Below are 22,137 nucleotides of genomic sequence, written 5' to 3' on the forward strand. Positions count from 1 at the left end.
CCTTGAACAGGTCAAGCTTGCCAGCGGGCGGCGGCAGTGTTGTCGCTCTCCTTGGCCTCGACCCAGCGTTGTACCCCTTCGGCGGTCAGCTCTTTTTTCCAGAACGGCGCCCGGGTTTTCAAGAAATCCATGATGAAGTGGCAGGCCTCGAAGGCCGCCTCGCGGTGGGCACTGCTCACCACCACCAGCACGATCTGATCGCCGAGCAGCAGCTCGCCGATGCGGTGAATGAGGGTGCACTCCTGCAGGGGCCAGCGGCTGCGGGCCTCGGCCACTATGTCCGTCAGCGCCTTCTCGGTCATGCCGGGGTAGTGCTCGAGGGCCAGCCCCTTCACGTGCTCCCCCTGATTGAAGTCGCGCACCTTGCCGACAAAACTGACCACGGCGCCGGTGTCCTGCCGGGCGGCGAGACGGGCATATTCGTCAGCCAGCGAGAAGTCTTCCCGCTGTACCAGGATGCGATCGATCATGGTTGCCTCGCTCATCATCAACCTCCGGTCACCGGCGGGAAAAAGGCGACCTCATCGCCATCATGAAGGGGCGTATCCAGCGGCACCAGGGTCTGGTTGACCGCCACCAGCAGCTTGCCCGCTTCCAGCGCCAGCGCCCACTTGTCGCCGCGCTGGCACAAGGCGGCGCGAAGCGCCTCGGCACTGGCGTAGTCACAGGGCAGGCTCAGCTCGTCGCAGGCCACCAGCTCTCTGACTTGCGCAAAAAAGAGTATCTTGATCATGCGTTTTCTCCTGCACCGGCATTCAACTGGAAGTGACCGGACTTGCCGCCCTTTTTCTCCACCAGACGTACCTGTTCGATCACCATGTCCTTTTGCACCGCCTTGCACATGTCGTAGATGGTCAGTGCCGCCACCGACGCGGCGGTCAGCGCTTCCATTTCCACCCCTGTCTTGCCCGAGAGCTTGCAGAGGGTGCGAATATGGACCCTATTTTGCGCCGCCTGGGGTTCTATCTCTACCTCCACCCGGGTCAATGCCAGCGGATGGCAGAGGGGAATGAGATCCGAGGTCTTCTTGGCCGCCATGATGCCGGCGATGCGGGCGGTGGCGAACACGTCCCCCTTGTGGTGCTGACCGCTCAGGATCAGGGCCAGGGTGTCGGGAGCCATGGCGACAAACGCCTCGGCGCGGGCTTCACGCTCGGTCACCTGCTTGTCGGTCACATCCACCATGTGGGCTTCGCCGCTCTGGTTGAGATGGGTCAGGCCGGGCTGAGGTTGCTTGGATTCGGTCGGGTTCATCAGAGGCCCTCAAAGATGGGAGACGAAGTTGCACGGCTTGGTGCGGGCATCGAGCTGATCGCGGACAAGTTTCTCCCACCCCAGCTGGCAGGCACTGGTAGAGCCCGGCAGGCAGCAGATCAGGGTGCGATTGGCGAGACCCGCCAGCGCGCGGCTCTGCATGGCGGCGCCCTTGATGTCGGCGAAGGATAGCTGGCGAAACAGTTCGCCAAAACCCTGCACGGTGCGCTCGAACAATACCCCGACCGCCTCGGGCACCCGGTTCTGTTCGTTGAAGCCGGTGCCGCCGTTGATGAGCACCACCTGCACTCCCTCATCGGCGATCCAGTCGCTCACCTGGGCGCGAATACGAAACAGATTGTCGGGGCAGAGCGCCCGGTCGGCCAGCTGATGGCCCGATTCAGCGAGGGCGGAAACCAGATAGTCGCCCGAGCTGTCATCGGCAGCGGTGCGGCTGTCGGAGACCGTCAGCACGGCGATCTTGAGGGGAATGAATGCGTTGTGTTTCTGTCCCATGGGCAGCTCCTGATGGCAAAGGACCGTGAGCAAAGAGAAGAAGAAAAGCGGCCAGGATCCCGGCTGACAGCGCTCGCTGGTGGCACGGTCCATGCCCGCCCGGGCTGAACCTTTGACCTTGCTGTCATGCGCTGCGACTCACGGCGGGCCGATTCTATCAAAACTCCCGCCAGAGGGGGGATTTAAAGGAGGCACAGTGGTGCTTTTGCCCTGGCCGGGCGAAATATGAACGAGGCCGGGTGACCCCGGCCTCGTTGCTGGTGCAGACTTAGAAGCCCTTCACCCCTGTCATGTCGGGCAGCTGGTGAGCAATGCCCTTGTGGCAGTCGATACAGGTGCTCTCGCCGCTGGCGAGGCTGGTGGAGTGCATCTGGGCACCCCGCTTGCCTTGCAGGGAGAAGTCCATGTATTCGAAGTTGTGGCAGTTGCGACACTCCCTCGAATCCGTGTCCTTCATCCGCTTCCACTCCCGCTCGGCCATCTCGCGCCGGTGCGACTCGAACTTCTCGCGGGTGTCCACCTTGCCGGTGATCATGCCCCACAGCTCCTTGGAGGCCTGCACCTTGCGGATGATCTTGTAGGTCCACTCGTGCGGCACGTGGCAATCCGGGCAGCTGGCCCGCACGCCGGAGCGGTTGGCATAGTGGATGGTGTCGCGGTACTCCACGAACACGTTGTCCTTCATCTCGTGGCAGCTGGTGCAGAACTTTTCGGTGTTGGAGGCTTCCATGGCGGTGTTGAAACCGCCCCAGAAGATGACCCCGCCGAAGAAGCCCATCAGCAGCAGTACCCAGAGGGCTGCCTTCGAGGGGGACTTGAAGGTGGTCCACAGACGCTGGATAAAGCCGGGTAATTTCATCTATGGGTTCCTCAGTTCAAGGCTTCAACTGGTTTAAATGTATTTTCCACCAGCGGCTTGGCATCCGCTTGCGGCACGTGGCACTGCAGGCAGAAGTAGCGGCGGGGGGACACTTCTCCCAACGTCATGCCGTCACGGGTCTCGAAGTGAGTCGGGCTGATCTTGGGGGCCTTCATGGCGCTGGCGTTCTTGAAGCTGTGACAGGCCAGGCACTTGTTGACCTTGTTGTCCACTTCATAGTTGCGGGTGTCGTGGGGGATCAGCGGGGGCTGATGCATGTACTGGCGATCGTAGAGATCACCATCCTTGCGAAAGTTCTTCATGGGGGCCGCATCGGCATCCGTCACCAGATCCGTGCTTCCCCGCTCCGACTTGATGCCCCCCGTGCTGTTGGTGATCTCGGGGACTGCCGCCATCAAGGAACCTGCCATCAGACAGGCCAGCATTGCTCCAATCAGCTTCTTCATTATTTGTTCTCCGACGTTTTCTCTGCCTTGACGGCAAAACCTACAGTGATTTCAAAAACTTGCTCCGCGCAGACATCGATGCAACGGCCGCAGTTGGTACACTCCTGAGCCACAATCAAGGGCCCGTGACCACGCTTGGCACCGTGAACGGGGCCGCGCAGGATGGGACGTTCCGGGCAGACCGCATAACAATCCATGCAGTTGCTGCACCGCTCGCGCCCCTTGGCAGAAATCTTGATGAACCCGACCCGGTTGACCAGGGCATAGAAGGCCCCCACCGGACAGAGGTGACCGCACCAGCCCCGCTCCACCACGAAGAGGTCGAACAGGAACAGCACCGTCAGCAAGGCCCAGCCCGCCCCCATGCCGAACAACAGGCCGCGCAGGGTAAGCGACACCGGATTGACCAGCTCCCACACCAGCACACCGGCGATGGCCGGCGCCACCAGCACCATGGCCAGCAGCCAGTAGCGGGTGGCGCGGTTGAACTGACCGTTGCCCTTGAGACCTAACCTTCCCCTGAGCCAGGCGGCGGCATCCGTGACCAGGTTGACCGGACAGACCCAGGAGCAGAACACCCGCCCCCCGACCAGCCAGTAACCCGCGAGCACCAGCCCGGCCCCCAGCCAGAGGGTGGGGATGGGCCAATGGCCCGCCGCCAACGACTGCAGCAGGGTCAGCGGATCCGTGAGCGGCACCGTCTCCAACAACAGTGAGCTGGAGAGGTTGCCCTTGAGGATCCAGATGCCCGCCAGCGGCCCCAGCAGGAACAGCGTGAGCACACCGAACTGGCAGAGCCGGCGCAGCAGCAGGAAGCGGTGTGACCGCCACCAGCCCAGCCTGGCCGTGGCTTCGGCTCCCGGATAACGACTCATAGCCCCTCCGGTTTGCGGGTTGGCAGGGTGAGCCTGTCGCCGATGAGCGACTTGCCCGCCTTCGCCTTCTCTTCCCAGCCGAGCCGGTAGTGGTGGCCCAGCTCTCCCTTGGCGAGCTGACGAGGCACCACCTTGATGGCCGCCTCCTCCAGCACGCAGGCGTGCTCGCACTTGCCGCAGCCGGTGCAGACATCGCTGTGCACCGTGGGCAGGAACATGGCGTGCTTGCCGGTGCGCTGGTTGTGCTGCAGCTCCAGTGTGATCGCCTTGTCAATCAGCGGGCAGACCCGGTAGCAGACGTCGCAACGCAGCCCCAGGTAGTTGAGGCAGGTCTCGTGATCGATGAGCACCGCCACCCCCATCCGCGCCTGATCGATGTCGGTCATGGCCTGATCCAGCGCCCCGCTCGGGCAGGCCGCCACGCAGGGGATGTCGTCACACATCTCGCACGGCACGGCGCGCGCCTTGAAGTAGGGAGTGCCGGTGGTCACGGGTTCAAACAGCCGGGCGAGCTTGAGGGTGTCGTAGGGGCAGGCCTCGACGCAGAGCCCGCAGCGCACGCAGGCGCCGAGGAATTCGGCCTCGTCGAGGGCGGCCGGCGGGCGCAGCGCCTGGGCAGGCACGGCCTGCACCTGCTGGCGCGCCATGCCGCCGAGCCCCACGCCAAGCAGGCTCACACCGCAGGCCCCCTTGGCCATGTCGGCCAGAAACTGGCGCCGACTACGACTCATCTCGCGCTCCCCGCCTTATGCCTTAACGACCTTGACGGCGCACTTCTTGTAATCCGTCTCTTTGGAGAGCGGATCGGTGGCGTCCAGGGTCAGCTTGTTGACCAGCTGGCTCGCGTCGAAGAAGGGCATGAATACCAGTCCCTTGGGCGGACGGTTGCGACCGCGGGTCTCGACCCGGGTTTTCACCTCGCCCCGGCGGGAGGAGACGATCACCTCTTCACCACGGCGCACGCCACGGGCCTTAGCATCTTCCGGGTGCATGAAGAGCACCGCATCCGGGAAGGCGCGATAGAGCTCGGGGACCCGGCGGGTCATGGTGCCGGTGTGCCAGTGCTCCAGCACGCGACCGGTAGAGAGCCACATGTCGTACTCTTTGTCCGGTGCCTCGGCGGCCGGCTCATAGGGCAGCGCGAAGATCACCGCCTTGCCGTCGGGCTTGCCGTAGAAACGCACCCCCTCGCCCGCTTTCACATAGGGGTCGAACCCTTCGCGATAGCGCCACAGGGTCTCTTTGCCGTCCACCACAGGCCAGCGCAGGCCACGGGCTTCGTGATACTGATCGAACGGCGCCAGATCGTGGCCATGGCCGCGCCCGAAGGTAGCGTACTCTTCGAACAGCCCCTTCTGGACGTAGAAACCAAAGTGCTCTGCCTCGTCGTTGAGCGCCCCCTTGCTCTGCTCTTTCGGGAACTGGTTGACCTGACCGTTGGCATAGAGCACGTCGAACAGGGTCTTGCCCTTCACTTCCGGCATCTTAGCGATGAGCTCGGCCGGCCACACCTCTTCCACGGTGAAGCGCTTGGAGAACTCCATCAGCTGCCACAGGTCGGACTTGGCCCCTTCCGGTGCCTTCACCTGCTGGTGCCAGAACTGGGTGCGACGCTCGGCGTTGCCGTAGGCCCCCTCTTTCTCCACCCACATGGCGGTCGGCAGGATGAGGTCGGCCGCCTGGGCGGTCACGGTCGGATAAGGGTCGGAGACCACGATGAAGTTGGCCGGGTTGCGATAACCGGGCAGCCCCTCTTCATTCATGTTCGGGCCGGCTTGCATGTTGTTGTTGCACATCACCCAGTAGGCGTTGAGCTTGCCGTCCTTGAGCATGCGGTTTTGCAGTACGGCGTGGTAGCCCACCTGCTCCGGGATGGTGCCTTCCGGCAGCTTCCAGATCTTCTCGGCGATGGCGCGGTGCTTGGGTTCGGTCACCACCATGTCGGCCGGCAGACGGTGAGCGAAGGTGCCCACCTCACGGGCAGTACCGCAGGCGGAGGGCTGACCGGTCAGGGAGAAGGGACCGGAACCCGGCTGGGAGATCTTGCCGGTCAGCAGGTGAATGTTGTAGCAGAGGTTGTTGGCCCAGACACCGCGGGTGTGCTGGTTGAACCCCATGGTCCAGTAGGAGACCACCTTCTTGCTCGGATCGGCATAGAGCTGAGCCAGCTTCTCGAGCTTGTCCTTGGAGACGCCGGAGAGCTTGGAGACGGACTCCAGATCGTAATCCGCCACGAACTTGGCGAAGTCGTCGAAGCTCATCGGGGTGGAATCGCCGTTGTCCGGGTTCTTGGCCTTCTGCTGCAGCGGGTTGGTGGGGCGCAGGCCGTAGCCGATGTCCGTGGTGCCCTTGCGGAACTGGGTGTGCTTGTTGACGAACTCCCAGTTCACCTTGTCATTCTGGATGATGTAGTTGGCGATGTAGTTGAGGATCGCCAAGTCGGTCTGCGGGGTGAACACCATGCCGTTGTCCGCCAGCTCGAAGCTGCGATGCTCGAAGGTGGAGAGCACGTGCACCTGCACGTCCTGGTGGGACAGGCGGCGATCGGAGATGCGCGACCAGAGGATGGGGTGCATCTCGGCCATGTTGGAGCCCCACAGCACGAAGGCGTCGGCCTGCTCGATATCGTCGTAGCAGCCCATGGGTTCATCCATGCCGAAGGTACGCATGAAGCCCACTACCGCGGACGCCATGCAGTGACGGGCATTGGGATCCAGGTTGTTGGTACGCAGACCGGCCTTCATCAGCTTGGCGGCGGCATAGCCTTCCCACACGGTCCACTGGCCGGAGCCGAACATGCCGACGGCGGTCGGGCCCTTCTCTTTCAGGGTGGCCTTGAACTTCTCGGCCATGATGTCAAAGGCCTGATCCCAGCTGATGGGGGCGAAGTTGCCGTTCTTGTCGAACTTGCCATTGGTCATGCGCAGCATGGGCTGGGTCAGCCTGTCCTGGCCATACATGATTTTGGACAGGAAGTAACCCTTGATGCAGTTAAGACCGCGGTTGACCGGTGCATCGGGATCGCCCTGGGTCGCCACGACGCGCCCATCCTGGGAACCCACCAGCACGGAACAGCCGGTACCGCAGAAACGGCACGGCGCCTTGTCCCAGGTGATGGCAGTCTTGTCGGTACTGGTGATCAGATTGGCCGCCAGCGTGGGGGCACTGACACCAGCCACGGCAGCGGCTGCCGCCACCGCGTTGGCCTTCATAAAGTCGCGTCGACTCAGCTTCATGGCATATCCTCACATTGCTTATCGCGTAAGTTGTCGAGTGTATCGAACTGGTTTTGGCTCAGGGCGGCGAACTAGAACCCTGGCGTCGTTTTTCTGTGCATCCATGGCGGCCATCATGATGAGTCACGCAGGCTCGGCCTTATGGCGCTACTCCTTGCACTGGGCATCGAGCTCATCGAACTGGTGGTAAATCAGGGCGGCGGACAATACGCCCGGCATTGCATTGATGGCATCGATGGCCGTCATGATGGGCCGCTGGCTCGGACCTTCCAGGGTCACCACCAGCTTGCCCTCGTCACTGACGGCATGGATCTCGGCCCCCTCGAGGGCCGCGATCTGATCTGCGAGCCGGTGACGCAAGGAGGGCTGGGCCAGCACCACCAGGCTCGATACATGGAACTCTTGTTTCATTGTGGCTCCTGCTTCACACACATCCTGCTTCATCTGGACTCCTCGCTGACGGGGGTACCCACCCGGATGCTGCCGACCGGACAATCCTTCACACAGGCACCGCAACCGGTGCAGGCTGCGGCCTCGATGCTGGGGGTAGGCACCCGGCCCAGCACGGGGGAGAAATGGATCGCCCTGGGCTCGCAGCTGTCCTGGCAGCGCTGGCAGAACACCTGACCCTGAGCCAGACAGCTGGCTTCAATATGGGCGATGTATTGCCAGGGCGCCTCCGTGGTCGGACGAAATATCGGCACTTTGCAAGCGGCGACACACTCTCCGCAGAAGGTGCACTCACCGCGCAGAAAATCCACGGTCGGGAAACCGCCATCGCCCTTGACCAGGATCTGCTCCGGGCAGGCCGTGAGACAGTCACCGCAGCGGGTGCAGTCGGCGGCAAAATCGGACCAGGCGACGGACCAGGGCAGTTGCACCCGAGGTTCATTCGATGTCAGACGACCCCGAAACAGACTGCGACGCGACAGGTTGACCCCATCCGGCATAACGGCTCCTTGTTGCAGGTGATGGCGCACGAGTGAGTCCCATGACAGGTATTTTCAATACCTATTATAAGAGTGGGTGTATATTGCGGCCCTGACAAGTTCAGGGATATACCACCAGGGAGATAAACAGGGGGGATTCTTGCGCTGGATCAAACCCTTGGCGCAGGAAAGAACAACGGGGGCAAGACAAAATACCCCCATTTGAGGATTGCTTATTAATCGATGGCTATTTTTTCGAGCGAGGTTGCTCAGCCACCGATGGAGGCCAGATGCGGGGTCATGCCGGCATTGCCTTCGTGCAGCCTGTGGGTCGCCGCCTTGCCGGCAAGGGCGCTGCGGATCCGCTGCTGCAATTCATCCTGCTGGCCGTCATCCGTCAACAGATCCCGTAGCTCCACCCCGTGATCGCCGAACAGGCAGAGGTGCAGCTTGCCGAGGGAAGAGACCCGCAGCCGGTTGCAACCGGCACAGAAATCCTTGCTGTAGGGCATGATGAGCCCGACCCCACCCATCGACTCCGGATGCATGAATACCTGGGCGGGGCCATCGTCGTCGCCACGCAGCTGCTGCAACCAACCGGCATCGAGTAGACGCTGTTTGATGAGCGCCCCGCTGGCGTGGTGATCGCGAAACAGGGTATCCATCTCGCCGGTCTGCATCAGCTCGATGAAACGCAGCTCGATGGGTTGGTGCCGGATCCAGGCCAGGAAGGCATCCAGCTGGTGGTCATTGAGACCCTTGAGCAACACGGCGTTGATCTTGACCGACTTGAAACCGGCGGCCAGCGCCGCTTCGATCCCCTCCATCACCTCCGCCAGCTTGTTCTCGCCGGTGATCTGGTGAAACTGACGCGGATCCAGGCTGTCGACGCTGACGTTGAGGGCGGTCAGGCCCGCATCGAACCACTCTTTGGCCCGCTCTTTCAAACGATACCCATTGGTGGTCATGGCCACCTTCTCGATGCCGGGGGTATTGGCCACCGTCTCTATGATGGCGGTGAAGTCCCGGCGCAGGGAGGGTTCCCCGCCGGTCAGACGCACCTTGCGGGTGCCCATGGCGGCAAAGCCACCGACGACGCGGCGGATCTCTTCGAGAGAGAGAAAGGGCTGGCGCCCCGCCTTGCCACCGGCCGGTGGCCGATAGCCATCCGGCAAACAGTAGGTACAGCGAAAATTGCACACGTCGGTGACCGACAGGCGCAAATAGTAAAAACGACGGGAAAAACCATCTTGCAGTGGCGACATAAACACCTTTCCAAATACGGGAGGCCAGGGCATTTCTTTCCTGACCCTTACAGCTCGAACATCGGCTGACGGCGGTTTCCCCCTATCATGAGGACTTAGGCAAAACCGCTCGGAGTTCATCTAGTTTTTCGATGCTAGCACAAGTTGGAGTACACTCCCATGCTACTTTGTGGGGTTATTGTCTGCAGTGAAGGAAGAGAGCCGGCATGGGAAAGTGGTTCAAAGTACATTCGGTCAGCAGCGCCATCGGGCGCTCCATGGTGCTCATCCTGTTCATGGCGAGCCTTATCGCCGTGGTGGCCATGGTGACCCTGTTCTATTCGGTGCCCGATGCCAAGGCGATCAACCTCTCCGGCTCCCTGCGGATGCAGGCCTACCGGATGGCCTACGAGATTGAGCAGGGCCAGCAGGTGCTGAGCCGGCTCGATCAGTTCGAGCAGACCCTGCACGCCGCCGAGCTGCAGGAGACCCAGCGCTGGATCACGCCAGCCTCCCTGCGTCGCACCTACGGCGAGGTGCTGCAGCAGTGGCAGGTGATGCGCGAGCACATCGAGAATGCCACCCCGCGGCGCTATACGGATAACACAGAGCAGTTTGTCGCCGCCATCGATGACTTCGTCAACCAGATGCAGTATCACGTGGAGTTCAAGGTGCGCATGCTGGCGCTGGCCGAAGGGCTGGGGCTGCTCTCCATCATCACCATCGCCTGGTTCACGGTGCGCTTTACCCGCCAGCAGGTGGTGGCCCCGCTCAACCAGCTGGTCTATTGCGCCCGCCAGATCCAGCGCCAGGAGTTCGATCTGACCCTGCCCCCCCGCTGCGAAAACGAACTGGGGGAGCTGTCAGGGGCCTTCGTCACCATGGCCGACGAGCTCGGCAAGCTCTACCGGGAGCTGGAGAGCAAGGTGGAAGAGAAGACCGCCAAGCTGCAGCAGGCCAACGACACCCTCTCCTTCCTCTACAGCACAGCCCAGAAGCTGCACGCGGCGCCGCTGAGCCGGCGCACCCTGCTCAAGCTGCTGGAGCGGGCGGCGGCCCACCAGCACATCGACTACATCCGGCTGACCCGTTTCGAGCACAACGCCATGCCGGACTACATCACCGGCCGCAAGGGTTGGCCCGGCGATCTGGAGGCGGTGGTCAGCTTCTATCTGCAGATGGACGAGCAGGAGTATGGCCGGCTCGACGTCATCAGCAGCCACCCCATCGACGAGCGGCTGATGAAGAACTTCTCCATGCTGCTGGCCCAGGTGCTGCACAAGGATCAGACCCTGCTGCAACACCAGCGCCTGCTGCTGATGGAAGAGCGGGCCGTCATCGCCCGCGAGCTGCACGACTCTCTGGCCCAGGCTCTTTCTTATCTCAAGATCCAGGCTACCCTGCTCAAGCGTTCGTTTGCCAAGGGGGATACCGCCAAGGCCGAAGCCGCCATGCAGCAGATCGACGAGGGGCTTGGCAGCGCCTACACCCAGCTGCGCGAGCTGCTCGGCACCTTCCGCCTCAGCATTGGTGACGCCAATCTCGGCGAAGCCATCAAGGTGATGCTGGAGCAGCTCAAGCCGCAGACCCAGGCCGAGATAAGGCTCCATTACGGTCTGGCCGATACCGACCTAGAGGCGGGTCAGCACATTCACATTTTGCAGCTGATCCGTGAGGCAGTCCTCAATGCCATCAAACATGCCAGCGCACAAGTGATTGATGTTAGCTGTGAGACCCTCGCCGATGGTAACATCCAGGTTCAGATTTCAGATGATGGTGTCGGAATAGGGATCGCAAGCTCGGCGGTCAACCACTACGGCCTGAGCATCATGAACGAGCGTGCCAACAAGCTGCATGGCCTGCTGACCATCAGCGAAAGGCCGCCCAGAGGCACCTGCGTACATCTGACCTTTCCCACCAGCCTAACAAGAGACGCCTGATGGACGAGATGAAATATAGTGTTCTGGTCGTGGATGACCATCCCCTCATGCGCAAAGGGATTGTGCAACTGCTGGCACTGGAAGAGAACATCGAGGTCGTCGGTGAAGCTTCCAATGGTACCGACGCCGTCGCCATGGCCAAGGAGTCTGAACCGGACCTGATCCTGCTCGACCTCAACATGAAAGGTCTCTCGGGCCTGGACACCCTCAAGGCGCTGCGCGCCGAGGAGGTGACCTCCCGGGTGGTGATCCTGACCGTCTCCGATGCCCGTCAGGATGTGGTGGCCCTGCTCAAGGCCGGTGCCGATGGCTACCTGCTCAAGGACACCGAGCCCGATATGCTGCTGGCCCAGCTGGCAGACGTGATGACCGGCAAGCAGATCCTGAGCGAACCGCTGCGCCCCTACCTCGAGAACATCTACGAGCTGGATCACCTGCAGCAGAAGCTGGAGAGCTTAACGCGTCGCGAAATGCAAATCCTGCGTGAAATTGCAAAGGGCCTCTCCAACAAACAGGTCGCCTCCGTGCTCCATATTTCCGAAGGCACGGTCAAAGTTCACGTCAAGAGCCTGCTCAAGAAACTAGAGGCGCAAAGCCGCGTGGAAGCGGCTGTCATGTACCTGGAGCAGCGCAACTAAGCCCCCTTTTTACCCAGCCAAAGCCACCGTCCGGTGGCTTTTTTCATCCTCTGGCACAGTCGCTGCATTGTCCTGTTCAGTAACAACTGAATGGAGGATGGAACATGAAACTTCAACCTTTGGCACTGTTCCCCTTGCCTTCCCACATCCTGCCTGGTGGCAAGCTTCCTCTGCGTTTGTTTGAGCCGCGCCACCTGCAGATGCTCAAAGAGTCATTCATCAATGACCAGGGGTTTGGCATCGTGATGGAAGAGGCAACCACCTCGGGCAAGTCGGGTCGGATCCTGCCGGTCGGCACCCGGGTCAAAGTCACCGACTTTTACACCCTGAATGACGGCCTGCTCGGTGTCACCGTGCTCGGCATGGAAAGATTCTGCATCCACGAGATGGAGACTGACGAGCTGGGTCTGCGCCGCGCCAAGGTCGAGGCCCTGCCCAACTGGCCGAGCACCCACTCCAATTTCAGCGACAAGCCGCTGGTCACCCGGTTGCAGGAAGTGTTCGAACAATATCCGGAGCTCGACGAGCTCTATCCGGACAAGCGGTTTGACGATGCAGCCTGGCTCTGCCAACGCTGGCTCGAGATCCTGCCGATGCCGATCTATGAGAAGCAGATGTTGATTGCCAAACAAAATAGCGAAGCGGCTCGTCAATTCTTGCGCCGTCTGATCGCACAGTGAGTCAATTCGGGCTTTGCAAAATGCAAATATTCCGATAATGAAAATGTCAATTTCGCATTTTGCAAATTGCAGGACGCAATAAAAACCGATAATCGCGCTGCAAGCCCTGTAAAACCGGTTCTGAAAAGTTGGCACGACTTTTTCATATAGAATCGTACAACCCGATTTATCCCGTGCTCTCTTCAGTATTTGCTGAAGAATTGGTCAACCACCCAGGTTGACCATTTTTTTTAGCTGCGATCCGGTGATGCGGGATGAAAATGACGTTGCAGGCACTCTCGCAACCGCATCAGACTGATGGGCTTGGCCAGAAAATCATCCATACCCTGTGCCAGGCACCGGGCTCTGTCTTCCGCCATGGCGTTGGCCGTCAGCGCCACTATGGGCATGCGGTAACCCAGCTCCCGCAAGCGGCGGGTCGCCTCCAGTCCATCCATCTGCGGCATTCGCATGTCCATCAGAATGAGATCCGGCTGTTGCTGGGCGACCTGCGCCAGCGCCTCCAGTCCGTTGGCGGCCACTCTGACCCGGCTCACCAGCTTTTGCAGCATGAGCGAGACCACCAGCTGATTGACCGGGCTGTCCTCCACCACCAGCACATCCAGAGCCTGAATGGGCTGCTGATCCGGCTCGGGTCGGCTGCTGCACTCGCATGGCAGCGCCATGCCCGGCAAATCGAACCAGAAACAGCTGCCCTCGCCGGGGGCACTGCGCAGATGGATGCTGCCCCCCATCAATTCCACCAGTCGCTTGCTGATGGCCAACCCCAGTCCGGTGCCGGAGAAGCGGCGGGTGGCCGAGCTGTCCACCTGGGAAAAGGGCTCAAACAGCAGCGCCTGATCCTCGGCCGAGATGCCGATCCCGGTGTCGGTCACCGTCACCCGCAACTGCTGATCATGCCACTCCAGCTGCAACAACACCCGACCCGTGCTGGTGAATTTCACCGCGTTGCCAAGCAGGTTGCTGATCACCTGGGAGAGGCGCACCGGATCCCCTTGCAACTGGGCCGGCACGGCCTCATCGACCTGCCAGCGCAGATCGATGCCCTTGGCGACAGCCCGCGCCAGCAACGGCTCGATGAGGGACTGGCAGAGCTGGGCCGGCTGCAGCGTCTCGCAGTGAAACTCCAGGGTGTGAGACTCAATCTTCGAAAAATCGAGTACGTCGTCGATGATGGTCTGCAGCAGGCGCGCCGCATGGGTGGCATGGCCAAGCAGCGTCTGCTGCTGGGGTTCGAGCTGGGCGTGTTGCAGCAGATCAAGCATGCCCAGCACCGCGTTCATGGGGGAGCGGATCTCATGGGTCATCATGGCCAGAAACTGCGACTTGGCACGGTTGGCTGCTTCCGCTTCGTCCCGCGCCCTGGCCAGCTCCTGCTCACGGCGGATCTGGTTGCCCACATCCCGCGCCGTGCCGCGATAGCCGATGAAAACACCGGCCCCGTCGAAACAGGGTTCGGCGTTGATCTCCATCCAGCGCGGCCCCCGCGCCAGGCTGACCTGCACCCGCACCGCCCGTACCGGCAGGTGCAGGCCGATGAGCCGGCGGTACTTGCCCCATTCGGGATCCCGCCTATCATAGGCGTAGTCGTAGAGACTCTGGCCAGTCTGATGCACCAGCATCTCTTCCTGCTGGCCAGGGGCCGAGACGTAGCTCAGCCTGTGCTCGGTATCCGTCTCCCAGAACCAGTCGGAAGCCATGCCGGCAAAGCTGCGAAAACGCTGCTCACCCGCCTGCAACGCCAGGGTCTTGAGTTCAACCTGCTCCTGCAAGCGGGCCCGATAAGCGATGTTGACCAGTGCCTGGGAGATGAGCGGCCGGCAGCGCTGCATGGCTGCCTTGCTCTTGAGATCGAAGGTGCCCATCAGGGAGTGGCGGCAGATGAGCACGCCGGAGAAACCGGGGGCCCGCAGCCCCGTCATCATGACGCTGGCCCAACCCGTCACATCGGCCAGCGGCGCCAGCTCGGGCAACTGGGTCGGGTCATAGATGACCAGGGTCTCCCCCTCGATGGCCCGGGAGAAGATAGGAGTCAGCTGCCAGGGGCGGCCCACTTCCCCCTCCTGGGTGCTGAGGTGGGTCAGCCCCCCCTCGCCCTCCCAGGCCACCACATCCGCGTGTTCGAAGCCGATGAAGGGTTTCAGCACCTGGATGAGGCTGTCCAGCACCTGCTCCAGCGTCTGGGCATCGGCCAGGGTGGCCACCCCGCACAGCAGGGTTTGCGACTCCTGCCGGTATTTGGCCTCGCGCTCCCGACAGCGCACCAGCTCCACCAGGGTGGTCTGCAGCTTGTCGCCAAGGGCTTCCAGTTCCGTATTACCAATCATCTTGTTTCCAGCGCAGTGTCAGCTGTCGAGAAAGATCACACTCGATATCATCAGGTTGCCGTGTGCCAGCTCACCGTGTGGCAGACGTCCCTGCTCACCGAAGGTGAACGGGGTGATGAAGGGGATGTCCCCCAGCCGGGTATGAAATTGATCGACAAATTGGCATAAGCTATCACCAAGAGCCAAGCGGCAACCAGCACAAAAGATCACGAGGGCACCAAACGGCTGCATCTCGGTGGCCATGCCGTACTCTGGCTCGATGCGGGTCGCATTCAGACAGCGCTGCAACAGGCCCTCCTGGCTGCTGTACATCAGCAGCAACCGCTCCCCGACCTGAGTATCGGTAAAGAGGCGCAATCCGCCACCTTCTGTCACGGCTTCGGGGTGGGAGAGCTTGTAATAGGGCATGTCATCCAGGGTGCCAACCTGCCTCGCCAGCGGAGACAAGGTGGTTTCTCGCAGGATGGGCCCCACCGGCCAGGGCGTCGTGCGTCCAGTCCAGCGGGCATAGACGGTGGCGGCCGGTTCATCGTCAATGGTGAGGATCTCACGTCCTGCCAACGCCGTGATGATGCCGCGCTGTTCGGTGGGGACATAGCCGGAGTGGAACTGGAACGCCAGCTGGCAATCGGGATAGAGCACCGCCAGCACCACCCCCTCGCGAGTACTGCCCTCGTCCCAGCACAACTGCCACTCCTCGCTCACGCTGTTGTCGGCGGCGGAGCCGCCGACCACCGGCACCGTTGTGCCCAGTTCGGCTTCGATGCTCTCCAGCATCGCCTCCTCCTGGCCCGGGCTTGCATGCAACAAGATGAGTTGCGGCAACTCGCCGGGGCGCCCCCCGTCAGCAATGGCGCTGCGCAGCAGCTGGCGCACATCGACGGCAGCCCCCGCCTGACCCGCCACACCGTAGGCGCCCTTGTCATCGTAGATGGCCGCAACCGCCACCCCTCGCCCTTGGCGGGCATGGTGGCCGGTCTGGGTCATGACCCCGCCGCAGGAGCTGCAACCGATCAGCCGAGACGACGGGAACTGCTGTTTGAAATGATGACGCAGTTCCTCGGCATCATGAGCCTGAGTAAAATAGACCAACAACAGCGAAGGGGAATCGGGTGATTGAGCGAGCAGCCGCTCACTGATCTGTCGGGCAGCCAGCAGGGAGGTCTCTTCAAGAGAGTGAGCCGTCAGAAAGTTCAACACCATCTCCTAGTTGTGCATGATGCTGGGGGTAAGCAAAAATCATACCTTAATCAAACAATTATCCCGTTTCATCGACTAGAATGCTCTCAATCGAGACCAAGCACAGGACAGCCGCATGTGGCAAAAGAACATCAATGATTTTGACCGGGTCGTCGCCATCGGTGGCGGCCATGGCATGGGCCGCGTGCTCTCGTCCCTCTCGTTCCTGGGATCGCGCCTGACCGGCATCGTCACCACCACGGATGATGGCGGCTCCACCGGACGACTGCGCAAGAGCCAGGAGTGTATCGCCTGGGGTGATCTGCGCAACTGTTTGAATCAACTGGTCACCGATCCCAGCATCGGCAGCCTGCTGTTCGAGTATCGCTTCGCCGGTCGTGGTGAACTGGCCGGCCACAACCTCGGCAACCTGATGCTGCTGGCACTCGACAACCTCTGCGTGCGCCCTCTTGATGCTATCAAGCTCATCAGCGACATGCTGAAAATAGAGTCACAATTGTTACCCATGTCTGAATTTCCCACCGACCTGTGTGCCCACACCGTCTGTGGCAACCAGATCCTTGGGGAAGTATCCATCGATCAGCTCGATACCCCGCCGCTCTCACTCAGCCTGAGCCCCGAGGTTCCGGCCACCCGCGAGGCGGTACAGGCGCTGGAGCAGGCCGACATGATCATTCTGGGGCCCGGCAGTTTTCTCACCTCCATCATGCCCCCGCTGCTGCTGGCGGAGGTGGCGCAGGCCATCAACGAGAGCAACGCCATGCTGGTGTTCATCTGCAATCTGGTGGCGGAGAATGGCCCGGCTGGCCAGCTCAGCCTGCTCGATCAGTGGCGCTGGCTGGAATCACGGGTCGGTACGGGACGGCTCGACGCCATCCTGGCTCCTGCAGGAGAGTACCAACCTGAACTGGCTAGCAGGTTGATCCAGGCCGATCTGGGTGAAGCCGCGCTGCCCCATCGCCATGATCGCCTGAAACTGAAACTGGCCCTGGACAGGGTGATCCAACAACTGGTCAATCAACGTTAGCGGGCAGGTGGAGTCTGGCAAGTCCGGCGCCCATGCGCCGGCTGCCCGGGCTCAATGGTAGTTGGCAAGGTGGGAGAGCACCTGGGGCAAGGATTGTTCAAGCTCGTTGAGCAGACGGGCGACCTCGGCCCCATCCGCTTGTTTGCAGGCGAGCTCCAGCGCCATCACCTGCTGATAGCTGACTTGAGCACCGTAACTGCCGCAAGAAGACTTCATGCTGTGGGCAAGCCGGGCCAGGGCCGTCCAGTCCTGCCGCTCATAGAGCGGGCGTAGTTGAGTGAGCTGCTCGCCCACCTCCTCGATAAACACCGAGATCACCACCGGCATCATCTCCTGGCCGATATCTTCCGCCAATTGTCGCAATACCTTCTGATCCAGCCACTCCATTTCATCATCCTCCCGTGGTATTCAAACAGACCATACTATAGATGCCCGGCATGGTACCGTCACGTCTGCTTCCCTGCCAACAATTAGACCCGCACGGGGCATAGGATGAAAAACGTGATCGAGCTCGCCTAACCAGACAATAGATGGCCGGATTGCAACATAATGGTTGCCAATAAATTAACAATTAAATAACAATGACAGCCGTGAGAATGATGCGACTCAGCAACACCTCTCTCATCCCTTTTGCCTGTATGGCTGCTGCGAAGAACCAGGGTAGGATTCTACCCTGGTATTTTTTTACATTGAGATCAGGGTGTTATCACTTCTGATCGGCAGACACCCGCTCACCCAGCCGAAACAGGTTGAACTCGCCAGGCGCCATCCTGACCCAGTCTTCATTGCCGGTCAGCGGCCGCGTGGCAATCAGGGTCACCACATCGTTCGGGGTCGTCTCGCTCTGAAAATCGATGGCGACATCCTCATCCAGCAGACGTGCCTCCCCGAATGGAGCTCGCCGGGTCAACCAGTAGAGGTTGTTGCTGCAATAGGTCATCACGAACTCCCCATCCGACAGCAGCATGTTGAATACCCCGAGGCTGCGCAGCTCGTCGCACAGGGTCGCCAGATAGCGGAACATAGCGGGGAAATTGGCAGGGCGCCTGGGGTATTTCTGCTCCAGCCGCTCGAGCAACCAGCAGAAAGCGTGCTCGCTGTCGGTATCCCCCACCGGCCTGTGTCGCCCGGTGGCCAGCTTCTTGTAGCCGGTCAACTGGCCGTTGTGGGCAAAGGTCCAGTAACGACCCCACAGTTCGCGGGTAAAGGGGTGGGTATTTTCCAGCGACACACAGCCACGGTTGGCCTGGCGGATATGACTGACCACGGCGCGGCTCTTGATGGGCAGCGCCTGCACCAGCCTGGCGATGGGGGACTGGGCGCTGGGTTCGGGATCCTTGAAGGTACGAAAGCCCTTTCCTTCATAGAAGGTAATGCCCCAGCCATCCTTGTGGGGTCCCGTCTTGCCGCCGCGCAGCATCAGGCCGGTGAAGCTGAAGCAGATATCGGTCGGCACATTGGCACTCATGCCGAGCAGTTCGCACATAGGCTGCGGGCTCCTTGCTTACTTGATCGTCGCACGTTCAAGGGGTCGCCCGGCGGGGATTCAGAACTCTGCCGGCCGACCTCTTGCACCGGATCACGCTGGCCGGAACATAAACCCGCAGGATTCAGCGGTTCCGGCGCGGGATCACATCCTTACTTGGCCATCTCTTTTTCGACCAGCTGGATCAGGATGTGGATCACCTTGATGTGCACTTCCTGAATGCGGTCGGCATAGCCGAAGTGCGGCACCCGGATCTCCACATCGGCCAGACCGGCCATCTTGCCGCCATCCTTGCCGGTCAGCGCTATCACCTTCATGCCCTTGGCACGAGCCGCCTCGATGGCCTTCAGGATATTGCCGGAGTTGCCGCTGGTGGAGATGCCAAGCAGCACGTCGCCGCGACGGCCGACCGCTTCCACATAGCGAGAGAAGACGTAGTCGTAGCCAAAGTCGTTGGAAACGCAGGAGAGGTGGCTGGGATCGGAGATGGCGATGCCGGCGTAGCCGGGGCGGTTCTCGCGATAACGACCGGTCAGCTCTTCGGCAAAATGCATGGCGTCACAGTGGGAGCCACCGTTGCCACAGGAGAGTACCTTGCCTTCCTGCTTGAAGGAGTCAGCGAGCAGCTTGGCGGCCGCTTCGATGTTCTTCAGATTTTGCTCATCTGCCAGGAACGCCTGGAGCACGCCGGCAGCTTCGGTCAATTCATTGCGGATCAGTTCTTGGTACATGATGTCTCTTCCAAAATATGGGCGGCGCCATTGTCGCACAAGCCAATCCCGGAGTCGCCCCCCGCCCGTCAAGATGGCGCCGACACTACGTTATGCCGATCACAGAGCCAAGGTAACAAGCTTGTAAACAGCTTGATAAGTTTGTGCGTATGAATTACAACAGAGGCCACATCCAACAGGTCAGACCTCTGGATCAGTTAACCCCCAGTTCACCCAATTTCGGCAACTCATGCAAGGAGCGAAAAATGACGACGACCCTCACTCTGCTCGGAGTGATCCTGGTGATCGGCGCCATGGCTTATCGCCGGGCGTCTCTGTTCACCTCCACGCTTGCCACGGCGGCAGCCCTGATTGCCGGCACCCTCTATGGCCACGTTCCCCTGCTGGTCTGGGTACTGTTTGCGGTGATCGCCATACCTCTCAATCTGGTGGATTTTCGTCGCAATCAACTGACCAAGCCGCTGTTCAAACTCTACAAATCCATCATGCCGGAGATGTCCCGCACCGAGAAAGAGGCCATTGAGGCGGGCACCACCTGGTGGGAAGCCGACCTGTTTGCTGGCAACCCGGACTGGAAAAAGCTGCACGCCATCCCGGTCAGCACCCTCTCTGCCGAAGAGCAGGCCTTTCTGGACGGCCCGGTGGAAGAGGTGTGCCGCATGGTCAACGACTGGGAAGTGACCCATGAGCGGGCCGACCTCTCCCCCGAGGTGTGGCAATACCTGAAGGACAACAAGTTCTTCGCCATGATCATCAAGAAGAAGTACGGTGGCCTGGAGTTCTCCGCCTACGCCCAGTCCTGCGTGCTGCAAAAGCTGTGCGGCGCCAGCGCCGTACTCGCCTCCACCGTCGGCGTGCCCAACTCGCTGGGCCCGGGCGAACTGCTGCAACACTATGGCACCGATGAGCAGAAGGATTACTACCTGCCACGTCTGGCGGTCGGCAAAGAGATCCCCTGCTTCGCCCTCACCAGCCCGGAAGCGGGCTCTGACGCAGGCTCCATCCCCGACTTCGGTATCGTCTGCAAGGGCGAGTGGGAAGGAAAAGAAGTACTCGGCATGCGCCTGACCTGGAACAAGCGCTACATCACGCTTGCCCCCATCGCCACCGTACTGGGCCTCGCCTTCAAGTTGCGTGACCCCGAGCACTTGCTGGGTGACGAGGAAGAGCTCGGCATCACTTGCGCCCTCATTCCGACCCACATCAAGGGTGTCGAGATCGGCCGTCGCCACTTCCCGCTCAACGTACCGTTCCAGAACGGCCCGACCCGCGGCAAGGACGTGTTCGTCCCCCTCGATTTCATTATCGGCGGCCCGGCCATGGCCGGTCAGGGCTGGCGCATGCTGGTCGAATGCCTGTCGGTCGGACGCGGCATCACCCTGCCCTCCAACAGCACCGGCGGCGTCAAGATGCTGGCCCTGGCGAGCGGCGCCTACAGCCGCATCCGCCGTCAGTTCAAGCTGCCCATCGGCAAGATGGAAGGCATTGAAGAACCGCTGGCCCGCATCGGCGGCAACGCCTACATCATGGGCGCCGCCGCCAAACTGACCGTAACCGGTATCGATTTGGGCGAGAAACCCTCGGTCATCTCCGCCATCGTCAAGTACCACCTCACCGATCGTGCCCAGAAGTGCATCATCGATGCCATGGACATCCACGGCGGCAAGGCCATCTGCATGGGGCCCAACAACTACCTGGCCCGTGGCTATCAGGGCGCACCCATCGCCGTCACGGTGGAAGGGGCCAATATCCTGACCCGCAGCATGATCATCTACGGTCAGGGCGCAATCCGCTGCCACCCCTACGTGCTGCCCGAAATGCTGGCGGCCAGCCACCCGGATCAGGAGCAGGCCCTCAAGGACTTCGACAAGGCGATATTCAGCCACGTCGGCTTTGCCATCAGTAACCTGGTGCGCAGCTTCTGGCTGGGTTTGAGCGGTGCCCGCTTCGCCGCCGCGCCGTTCAAGGATCAGACCAAGGGCTACTACCAGCAGCTCTCCCGCCTCTCTGCCAACCTGGCGTTCTTGTCGGACATGGCGATGGGCACTCTGGGCGGCGAGCTCAAGCGTAAAGAGCGGGTCTCCGCCCGCCTCGGCGACGTGCTGAGTCAGCTCTATCTGGCCTCCAGCGCCCTCAAGCGCTATCAGGACGAGGGTCGCCAGCACGCAGATCTGCCGCTCTTGCACTGGGCGCTGCAGGATGCCCTATTCAAGGCACAGGAGGCGATCGACGAGCTGCTGCGCAACTTCCCGAACCGCTGGATTGGGTTGGCTCTGCGCGTCATCGTGCTGCCACTGGGGCGCGACCTGAAACGTCCGAGCGACAAGCTGGACAACCAGGTAGCCCGCCTGCTGCAAACCCCGAGCGAAACCCGCAGTCGACTGGCCCAGGGTCAGTATCTCACCCGCGAAGAGGGCAACCCCTTCGGTCTGCTGGAGCAAGCGCTGGACGACGTGCTCTCTGCCGAGCCGCTGTTTGAGAAAGTATGCAAGGCTGACGGCATAAAGCGTCCGTTTATGCAGCTGGACAAGGTGGCGGAAGCCGGCCTGACGCTGGGGGTACTCAACCAGACCGAAGCGGACCTGTTGCGCCGCGCCGAAGAGAGCCGTCTGCGCACCATCAACGTCGATGATTTTGATCCCATCGAGCTGGTCGCCAACAAGGCCCTGTTCGAGCCATCGGCCTATCACAGAGCCGCCTGAACGCCCTATAGATAGTCAAACGCCTC

Annotated in this window: 22 protein-coding genes and 1 riboswitch; of the genes, 5 read left to right on the forward strand and 17 right to left on the reverse strand. The window is 61.3% G+C overall.

Annotated features, from left to right (window positions below; genetic code table 11):
- Positions 1-11: 11 nt before the first annotated feature.
- From moaE to moaA, 12 genes are all read right to left on the reverse strand, one after another.
- Complete coding sequence (gene moaE / locus PG897_RS08040) at positions 12-485, reverse strand: molybdopterin synthase catalytic subunit MoaE (RefSeq protein WP_024942809.1); 474 nt, start codon at positions 483-485, stop codon at positions 12-14.
- Positions 486-487: 2 nt separating this feature from the next.
- Entirely contained in the window at positions 488-733 is a 246-nt protein-coding gene (gene moaD / locus PG897_RS08045) for a molybdopterin synthase sulfur carrier subunit (RefSeq protein ID WP_270828855.1), read from the reverse strand.
- Positions 730-1,254 carry a cyclic pyranopterin monophosphate synthase MoaC gene (gene moaC / locus PG897_RS08050; protein ID WP_010634440.1) on the reverse strand — a complete coding sequence of 175 codons (525 nt, stop codon included), beginning with the start codon at positions 1,252-1,254 and terminating at the stop codon, positions 730-732. The genes moaD and moaC overlap by 4 nt, the downstream gene beginning before the upstream one ends.
- A 9-nt stretch (positions 1,255-1,263) precedes the next feature.
- The gene (gene moaB, locus PG897_RS08055; RefSeq protein ID WP_017781791.1) at positions 1,264-1,770 is read right to left on the reverse strand and encodes a molybdenum cofactor biosynthesis protein B; all 507 of its coding nucleotides are present in this window, start codon (positions 1,768-1,770) and stop codon (positions 1,264-1,266) included.
- Between the two features lie 268 nt (positions 1,771-2,038).
- A complete protein-coding gene (locus PG897_RS08060; protein ID WP_005299345.1) occupies positions 2,039-2,629 on the reverse strand; it encodes a cytochrome c3 family protein in 591 nt (196 codons plus the stop codon).
- Between the two features lie 11 nt (positions 2,630-2,640).
- Positions 2,641-3,096, reverse strand: a complete 456-nt coding sequence (locus tag PG897_RS08065; RefSeq protein ID WP_005299342.1) for a nitrate reductase cytochrome c-type subunit — start codon at positions 3,094-3,096, stop codon at positions 2,641-2,643.
- A complete protein-coding gene (napH, locus tag PG897_RS08070; RefSeq protein WP_201880938.1) occupies positions 3,096-3,971 on the reverse strand; it encodes a quinol dehydrogenase ferredoxin subunit NapH in 876 nt (291 codons plus the stop codon). Before napH ends, PG897_RS08065 begins: the two co-directional genes overlap by 1 nt.
- Positions 3,968-4,702: a ferredoxin-type protein NapG gene (gene napG / locus PG897_RS08075; protein WP_201880929.1), complete on the reverse strand. Its 735-nt coding sequence runs from the start codon at positions 4,700-4,702 to the stop codon at positions 3,968-3,970. The genes napH and napG overlap by 4 nt, the downstream gene beginning before the upstream one ends.
- Positions 4,703-4,717: 15 nt before the next feature.
- Positions 4,718-7,207 carry a nitrate reductase catalytic subunit NapA gene (napA, locus tag PG897_RS08080; RefSeq protein ID WP_017781794.1) on the reverse strand — a complete coding sequence of 830 codons (2,490 nt, stop codon included), beginning with the start codon at positions 7,205-7,207 and terminating at the stop codon, positions 4,718-4,720.
- Positions 7,208-7,354: 147 nt separating this feature from the next.
- Positions 7,355-7,618, reverse strand: coding sequence for a chaperone NapD (locus tag PG897_RS08085; protein ID WP_201880921.1), 264 nt, complete (start codon positions 7,616-7,618; stop codon positions 7,355-7,357).
- Positions 7,619-7,647: 29 nt separating this feature from the next.
- The gene (napF, locus tag PG897_RS08090) at positions 7,648-8,157 is read right to left on the reverse strand and encodes a ferredoxin-type protein NapF (protein ID WP_017781797.1); all 510 of its coding nucleotides are present in this window, start codon (positions 8,155-8,157) and stop codon (positions 7,648-7,650) included.
- 248 nt (positions 8,158-8,405) lie between these two features.
- Positions 8,406-9,401, reverse strand: coding sequence for a GTP 3',8-cyclase MoaA (gene moaA, locus PG897_RS08095; protein ID WP_041203111.1), 996 nt, complete (start codon positions 9,399-9,401; stop codon positions 8,406-8,408).
- Positions 9,389-9,528, reverse strand: a riboswitch (molybdenum cofactor riboswitch). Its footprint overlaps the gene before it by 13 nt.
- A gap of 79 nt (positions 9,529-9,607) precedes the next feature.
- Here moaA and narQ point away from each other — a divergent pair.
- From narQ to PG897_RS08110, 3 genes are all read left to right on the forward strand, one after another.
- Entirely contained in the window at positions 9,608-11,320 is a 1,713-nt protein-coding gene (narQ, locus tag PG897_RS08100; protein WP_005299320.1) for a nitrate/nitrite two-component system sensor histidine kinase NarQ, read from the forward strand.
- Positions 11,320-11,958, forward strand: a complete 639-nt coding sequence (gene narL / locus PG897_RS08105) for a two-component system response regulator NarL (protein WP_005299317.1) — start codon at positions 11,320-11,322, stop codon at positions 11,956-11,958. Before narQ ends, narL begins: the two co-directional genes overlap by 1 nt.
- Before the next feature lie 104 nt (positions 11,959-12,062).
- Positions 12,063-12,638: an LON peptidase substrate-binding domain-containing protein gene (locus tag PG897_RS08110; protein WP_005299312.1), complete on the forward strand. Its 576-nt coding sequence runs from the start codon at positions 12,063-12,065 to the stop codon at positions 12,636-12,638.
- A 230-nt stretch (positions 12,639-12,868) separates the two neighbouring features.
- Here the strand turns inward: PG897_RS08110 and PG897_RS08115 are convergent, their stop codons facing one another.
- Both PG897_RS08115 and PG897_RS08120 read right to left on the reverse strand, forming a co-directional pair.
- The gene (locus PG897_RS08115; RefSeq protein ID WP_024942816.1) at positions 12,869-14,965 is read right to left on the reverse strand and encodes an ATP-binding protein; all 2,097 of its coding nucleotides are present in this window, start codon (positions 14,963-14,965) and stop codon (positions 12,869-12,871) included.
- An 18-nt stretch (positions 14,966-14,983) separates the two neighbouring features.
- Positions 14,984-16,168 carry an FIST signal transduction protein gene (locus PG897_RS08120; RefSeq protein WP_024942817.1) on the reverse strand — a complete coding sequence of 395 codons (1,185 nt, stop codon included), beginning with the start codon at positions 16,166-16,168 and terminating at the stop codon, positions 14,984-14,986.
- A 112-nt stretch (positions 16,169-16,280) separates the two neighbouring features.
- On the opposite strand from PG897_RS08120, the gene PG897_RS08125 reads away from it, so the two are divergent.
- Positions 16,281-17,192: a gluconeogenesis factor YvcK family protein gene (locus PG897_RS08125; protein ID WP_024942818.1), complete on the forward strand. Its 912-nt coding sequence runs from the start codon at positions 16,281-16,283 to the stop codon at positions 17,190-17,192.
- Between the two features lie 51 nt (positions 17,193-17,243).
- Here PG897_RS08125 and PG897_RS08130 read toward each other — a convergent pair whose 3' ends face one another.
- The 3 genes from PG897_RS08130 to lpcA all read right to left on the reverse strand — a co-directional run bounded on the left by PG897_RS08130 (position 17,244) and on the right by lpcA (position 19,409).
- The gene (locus PG897_RS08130; RefSeq protein ID WP_005299299.1) at positions 17,244-17,579 is read right to left on the reverse strand and encodes an Hpt domain-containing protein; all 336 of its coding nucleotides are present in this window, start codon (positions 17,577-17,579) and stop codon (positions 17,244-17,246) included.
- Between the two features lie 319 nt (positions 17,580-17,898).
- On the reverse strand, positions 17,899-18,678 hold the full coding sequence (locus PG897_RS08135; protein WP_005299296.1) for a class II glutamine amidotransferase: 780 nt from the start codon (positions 18,676-18,678) through the stop codon (positions 17,899-17,901).
- Between the two features lie 152 nt (positions 18,679-18,830).
- Positions 18,831-19,409, reverse strand: a complete 579-nt coding sequence (lpcA, locus tag PG897_RS08140) for a D-sedoheptulose 7-phosphate isomerase (RefSeq protein ID WP_005299294.1) — start codon at positions 19,407-19,409, stop codon at positions 18,831-18,833.
- 245 nt (positions 19,410-19,654) lie between these two features.
- On the opposite strand from lpcA, the gene fadE reads away from it, so the two are divergent.
- On the forward strand, positions 19,655-22,111 hold the full coding sequence (gene fadE / locus PG897_RS08145) for an acyl-CoA dehydrogenase FadE (protein ID WP_024942819.1): 2,457 nt from the start codon (positions 19,655-19,657) through the stop codon (positions 22,109-22,111).
- Positions 22,112-22,137 lie beyond the last annotated feature (26 nt).

The organism is Aeromonas sp. QDB20 (assembly GCF_027707805.1).
Classification (GTDB): Bacteria; Pseudomonadota; Gammaproteobacteria; order Enterobacterales; family Aeromonadaceae; genus Aeromonas; species Aeromonas dhakensis.